The organism is Syntrophorhabdaceae bacterium (assembly GCA_028698615.1).
Lineage (GTDB): Bacteria > Desulfobacterota > Syntrophorhabdia > Syntrophorhabdales > Syntrophorhabdaceae > Delta-02.
In genome coordinates this window covers 1-6,016 of record JAQVWF010000082.1, presented here as the reverse complement: position 1 = coordinate 6,016, position 6,016 = coordinate 1, and the positions used below count along the sequence as shown (strand labels likewise).

Sequence of the window (6,016 nt, the reverse complement as noted above, 5' to 3'; positions counted from 1 at the left end):
GAAAAGAAAGGCCGCGGGCATTGGGTCCTCCTTACCTCCCCCGCTTCTATAACTCATGCGCCAGGGAAAGAGGAGCCGGCTGGGGCAGCGAACCCTTGAGAAATCCTTTCCATCGCGGACAAGCGACCGCTAAAAAATTCTCAGAAGTCCGGAAAACTTGCCTCTTCGACCTTACCGCCGCTGCCGTTGTCATGCTTGTGATGGGAGTCGGATTCTGCCGGGTGGCGCCTGAGACCTTGCGTTGCATGTATTAATGGGTTATACGGACTTATCCATTTAAAAAAACGCTCTTCTTGATTCCAGGGACGGTGACGATGCGAAACAGACCCGTCGAACCGATCGGATTCCCGAAGCCTCTTTTGCTTTTTCTCCTTTCAGCGCTCCTGCTGCTGTCGGTCCCGGCTTCTCCAGCCACGGCCCAGACGCCTTTCTCCGCCCAGGCGACCGAGAGACGCAGCGTCGACGTGAAGGCGAGGGAGGCAGCCATGGCAGAGCACCGGATCGCCCTGGTCATCGGCAATAGCGCCTACCGGATGGGCGCCCTGCGCAACCCCGTCAACGATGCCCGCGCCGTCGCCGCCACCCTTCGGGACCTGGGGTTTTCGGTGGAGGAGCGGACCGACCTATCCTACCAGGAGATGGGCCGGGCGATCGTCCGCTTCGGCCAGTCCATTCGCCGCGACAGCGTCGCCCTCTTCTACTACGCCGGCCACGGACTCCAGGTCCAGGGCAGCAACTACCTCGTTCCCGTGGACGCCCAGATCCATGACGAGGGGGAGGTCCAGTTCGCCACCGTCAACGCTGGCCTGGTCCTGGCGAAGATGGAGGAGGCGAAGAACCCCGTGAACATCGTCATCCTCGACGCTTGCCGGGACAACCCCTACGCCCGCAGCTGGAAACGTTCCTCGGGGGGGCGGGGACTGGCAAAGATGGACGCGCCGGTGGGCTCGATCATCGCCTACGCCGCCGGTCCCGGCGAGACGGCTGACGACGGCAAGGGAAAGAACGGCCTCTATACCGAATCCCTGGTCCGGCAGATGAAGGCGCCGGGCCTCAAGATCGAGGACGTCTTCAAACGGGTCCGCAGCGAGGTGCGCCAAAGGAGCGACGGCCGCCAGGTCCCCGCGGAGACGACGCAACTGGAGGGGGACTTCTATTTTACCCGGGGAACGGTCGAAGCGGCCCCAGCACCTCCTCCGCTGGCGATGGCCCGGCCGCCCGAACCGCCCCCCGTCCCGGCTGCGCCGCGAGCCGGCGAGATCCTTCGCGACCCTGTCACGGGGATGGAGATGGTCTACGTCCCGGGCGGCTGTTATCGGATGGGGGATACGTTTGGAGACGGCAACAGTAGCGAAAAGCCCGTCCACGAAGTATGTGTGAGTGATTTCTACATCGGCAAGTACGAAGTCACACAGGGTCAGTGGAGACAAATCATGGGATACAACCCATCCCATTTCAGCAGTTGCGGCGACAACTGCCCCGTGGAAAACGTTTCTTGGAATGACGCCCAGAATTTTGCCGACAAATTGAATAACCGGACCGGGAAACAGTATCGTCTGCCCACGGAGGCGGAGTGGGAATATGCCGCCCAAAGCGGCGGGAAAAGCGAGAAATGGGCCGGCACCAGCAGTGAATCGTCTTTGAGAGATTACGCCTGGTATGATGCCAATTCGGAAGACAAGACGCATCCCGTGGGACAAAAGAAGCCAAACGTTCTTGGTTTGCATGATATGAGCGGCAATGTCTGGGAGTGGTGTTCGGACGGGTGGGAAATGGATTATTACAAGAACAGTCCGCGCGATAATCCCAAGGGGCCGGCTGACGGTTCCCACCGCTTTTTTCGCGGTGGCAGTTGGAGCCACCGTGCCGCTGACGCGCGTGCGTCGTTCCGCTACTTTGTCAGACCGGAGACTCGGAACGTCAATCTGGGTTTCCGGCTTGTCCTGCCCCTAGGTCAGTGAGCCGGGCAGGCGCGTCATCTCAGGCGTATGTAGGCCGCAGCGGAGCCGGCCTGATTCGACAGAGATAGGCGGGTCACAGGGGCATCGCCCCTGCCGGCGCACGATTTTTTCGGGTGGGCCATTCGGGACCCACTACTTTCCCCCAGGATCACCGACACAGCGCCTGCGCCTGCCGGCCCGGGGATACAGTGGGCCATCTCCATTAGATCCCCTTCGTTGCGTTACACCGGAAAACGCTACTTTTGACTTGTCTGCCTTTAAGGGAAGCTCACGAAGGGTGAACGAAAATGAAAAAGCTGATCATCTCATTGTCGATTGTGCTCACTTTCTCATCGCTAGCCTTCGGCGGAGAACGGACGACGATTTGCGACAAGAACTGGAACGTCAAAAGGATATAAGCGTGACGGTAGCACCTACGATGGAAGCTGGAACATCAAAAGTGAAAAGAGCTAACTGGGCGGCTCAATATGACAAAGGAATCAAGGAATGGCTTCTATGATTGTTCTCCTCTGAATCTTTTCAGCTTATCAACTAATCGAATGTAAACAATTTACTTGCCACCATCAGTAAAAATATATATTGAGCAAGTAACACAAGATCCCAATCCCACAATCAGAGGAGGAATTACCATGGCAGAGCTGATCCAATTAGCGGCGGAAATCGTTATGGCCCATGCATCGGCGACAGAAATGACATCCGAAGACCTGCAGAACGAAATCAAGGCCGTCTATGCAACCCTGAAGGGCCTTGAGACAGGAGATGTCTCCTCAAAGCCAGCCCTGACGCTGCGACAAGCCTTCAAGAAGGACGAGGTCGCCTGCATGGTTTGTGGGAAGACCGGCCTGACCACCCTGAAACGACATCTCGCGGTAGCTCACGACATGAAGCCCGGCCAGTATAGGAAGCAGTTTAACATTCCTTCAAGCCAGCCGCTGGCAGCGAAGGATTACGTTGAAAAAAGACGTCAGATGGCCCTGGACAAAGGATTGGCTGGAAATCTCGAAAAGGCCAGGGCGGCTAGAAAGGCAAAGCCGAAGAAGGTCGTGAAGGCCAAGGCAAAGCCGGTCGTGAAGGCCAAAGCCAAGCCGAAGAAGGCTGCGAAGGCGAAAAAATAGACGACAGAAGCGACACCCAGCCGCAGGAGGACGATTCGCAAAGACGCATTGGTCTCTGCGTCGAGGGAGGGGGTCATGAATAAGATACGCTCAATCGCCGCTTCATTGATGCTGACCTCCGGTGTTACGCACGTCGTCCAGATCCCCATATACGGTGCACATGGATCGGTCATAGGCGCTGCTGCCTTCGGTGTCGTATACTTTATCATCGGATTTTTTCTCTTCGGCAGGTCTCGTGCGGCTTTATGGGCTGGAGCAGTTCTACCCGCAATCGGCGGCGTGCTTGGTGTCTATCGATTTATTTTTCTCCATCCGAACCCATTCAGTGTCTTTCACGTTCTGATCGATCTGGTCGTCGTGCCATGCTGCATAATCCTCCTGATTCGCGGTAGCAAAGAGTAGCCCTCATTTCGACCGGACACCTGAGACGTGCAAATAAGTTGTGGCTGAAGGAGGAAATCATTGGTCTTGCCGGGATTCGCCTTAGTCCCCTCTCCTGCCTCTGTAATTCCGTCCGTCCAAGACAAGACACCCGCAGTTTCATGCAATCAACCCCCCCCGTCTAGGCCCTCCCGCACCGAAAAACTCTTTACACGACCTCTTGTATAAAGCCTCACGCTTCAGAAAATTGTTTCGCTATCCGTTATCTCGCCTCCAAGGTGAGGAGCAGATTTCCTAAACAACCGGCCATAAAACTATTTGACAAAATTTTTATGTTTCATTACTTTCAGCGTAACTCCTCTTCCAAGGAAGGAACGACTAATATAGTGAAACGGGAAAAAACCAAACTGGGCAAATTTGAAATGCAGCTTCTCGCCTATGCCCAGCTCAGGAAAAAGGAATTCATCTTCTCGGGAGAAATTGCCTCCGCCTTAGATATTAATGCCGAACAGGAATGGAAACTCCTCAATCGGATGGCAACTTCCGGCCTGATTATCCGATTGAAAAGGGGGATTTATCTGGTCCCTTCCCGCATGCCCGCCGGCGGTAGGTGGACGGTCAGCGGTTATTACATACTTTCAAAACTCATGGAAGCTCTCAAAGGTCGATACCAGATCAGCGGCCCCAGTGCCTTTAACTTCCATGGCTTTGACGACCAGATACCAAATCGGATTTACGTTTACAATGATCGGATCTTTGGAGAAAGGCAGATCGGCGGAATCGATTTCGTCTTCATTAAGACAGAGGTCAAGCGGTTGGGTTCGACAAAGAGCTTGAAGACGTCTGATGGCATCGACACCGTCATGGTCACCAAAACCAGGGCACTGGTCGATGCCGTTTATGACTGGTCCCGGTACAACACCCTTCCCCGGGCCTACGGATGGATCGAGGAAGCACTGAAGAAAGACCCGGTCATCATGGTCGATACCCTGATCGACGACACGCTCAAGTACGGCAACAAGGGAACAGTGAAGCGTATCGGATATTTGCTTGCCCAACTCGCTATCGATGATGAGCGTCTTCTGAAAATGAAACGAAAACTCGGTCCTACCAAATCATTTATCCCTTGGATACCAAGCCAGACGGCAAAAGGCAGCATCAATAAAGAGTGGGGATTAATTGTTAATGGAGCCCTCCCGCGATCATAGGATCTTGGTCCACGAAGATCAGACGTTCTTCCGTGAGGCAGTGCTTTTCACTGCAGGCCAGAATGGATTGAATGCCACCCTCATTGAAAAGGATTATTTCTGCACCGTCCTTCTGCAGTATCTTTATGACCAGCCAGGTAGCCCCTTGATTTTCCGGGGAGGCACCTGCATCGGCAAGGTCTATGCAGATTTCTATAGGCTCAGCGAAGACCTCGATTTTCTTATTTCAACACCCTCGGGAGCGAGTGTCTCCGTGCGACGGAAAGGAATGGCGCCGGTCCGGGAGTGGGTGAAAAATATTTCCGAGGAGATCGGCATCCTGACCCTCCCCGAGGACTTCACCGGACACAACAGCTCCCGGCAGTACGTCGCTCATGTGACCTACCCCTCGGTCTTCCTCTCGGAAGAGGCAGCCCGCATCAAAATCGAGGTGGGATTGCGTGAAACGACCTTGACGCCGCCGGTGCACCTGAAAGCCAGGACATTGCTGCTGAGCCCCTTCACGCGCAAGCCTCTGGTCCCCGACATCGAGGTGGTCACCCTATCCATGCTGGAGGCCATCGCAGAAAAGCTAAGGGCGGCTCTGACCCGGTTGGAGCCAGCCATTCGGGACTTCTTCGATATCGATTATCTAGCCTCGCAAAACAAGATAAATCTCGATGATCGGCATCTCTTCCAGCTTGTCTCTGAAAAGCTGACGGTGCCTGGAAATCCACCGATCGATCTATCTCAATCCAGGAAAGAAAAACTCAAGGCCCAGCTCAACACGGAACTTAAACCAGTGCTACGTCCCGTCGATTTTGAAAGATTTGATCTCGACCGAGCTTTTAATATTACTACAAAAGTTGTTCAGATGTTACCGAATTGTGGGAGGAAGATACCCTCTTAAGAACGGGCTTTCGCATATTCTATGAAGAAGCAGATCATCAAGAATATAGGCCCAGCTGGCCACAGACGCAGGCTTAAGGAACGGTTTTGTAATGCCGACCGTAAGGCCCTCGCCGATTATGAGTTGCTTGAACTGCTCCTGGCCTATGCCATCCCCCGCGTCGATACAAAACCTGCTGCTAAAGCGCTCCTGAAGCAGCACAAGACCATCTTCAATGTCCTTCAGCAATCCCCCGAACGGCTCATGGAGATCAAAGGGATCGGACCTGAAGCAGCCAGCTACCTCAACACCATCCAGGCCTGTCTGACTCACGCCATGGAAAGGACCGTCGAGCACCACAGGGCTTTGGTCGGAAGTAAAATCTCTGACTACAGGCAAAGCACAAGGCCATCTCTACTTACAAAACTGACAAGATATTGATACCGGGGAAATCGTCCTAAGTACTTGAAATCATGGTGGAGG

At 54.4% G+C, this 6,016-nt stretch carries 6 protein-coding genes; all 6 read left to right on the top strand.

Translation table 11 applies throughout. From position 1 onward, the window contains the following. Nucleotides 1-314 precede the first annotated feature (314 nt). The 6 genes from PHC90_14145 (at nucleotide 315) to PHC90_14120 (ending at nucleotide 5,974) form a co-directional block, all read left to right on the top strand. Nucleotides 315-1,961 (top strand): SUMF1/EgtB/PvdO family nonheme iron enzyme, encoded by a 1,647-nt coding sequence (locus PHC90_14145; GenBank protein ID MDD3847485.1) that lies wholly within the window; start codon nucleotides 315-317, stop codon nucleotides 1,959-1,961. 629 nt (nucleotides 1,962-2,590) lie between these two features. Next, nucleotides 2,591-3,076 (top strand): MucR family transcriptional regulator, encoded by a 486-nt coding sequence (locus PHC90_14140; protein ID MDD3847484.1) that lies wholly within the window; start codon nucleotides 2,591-2,593, stop codon nucleotides 3,074-3,076. Nucleotides 3,077-3,151: 75 nt separating this feature from the next. After that, nucleotides 3,152-3,478: a hypothetical protein gene (locus PHC90_14135; protein ID MDD3847483.1), complete on the top strand. Its 327-nt coding sequence runs from the start codon at nucleotides 3,152-3,154 to the stop codon at nucleotides 3,476-3,478. 365 nt (nucleotides 3,479-3,843) lie between these two features. After that, nucleotides 3,844-4,665, top strand: a complete 822-nt coding sequence (locus tag PHC90_14130; GenBank protein MDD3847482.1) for a hypothetical protein — start codon at nucleotides 3,844-3,846, stop codon at nucleotides 4,663-4,665. A gap of 4 nt (nucleotides 4,666-4,669) precedes the next feature. Next, on the top strand, nucleotides 4,670-5,554 hold the full coding sequence (locus tag PHC90_14125; protein ID MDD3847481.1) for a nucleotidyl transferase AbiEii/AbiGii toxin family protein: 885 nt from the start codon (nucleotides 4,670-4,672) through the stop codon (nucleotides 5,552-5,554). A gap of 21 nt (nucleotides 5,555-5,575) precedes the next feature. Next, nucleotides 5,576-5,974: a hypothetical protein gene (locus PHC90_14120; protein ID MDD3847480.1), complete on the top strand. Its 399-nt coding sequence runs from the start codon at nucleotides 5,576-5,578 to the stop codon at nucleotides 5,972-5,974. The last annotated feature ends 42 nt before the right edge of the window (nucleotides 5,975-6,016 follow it).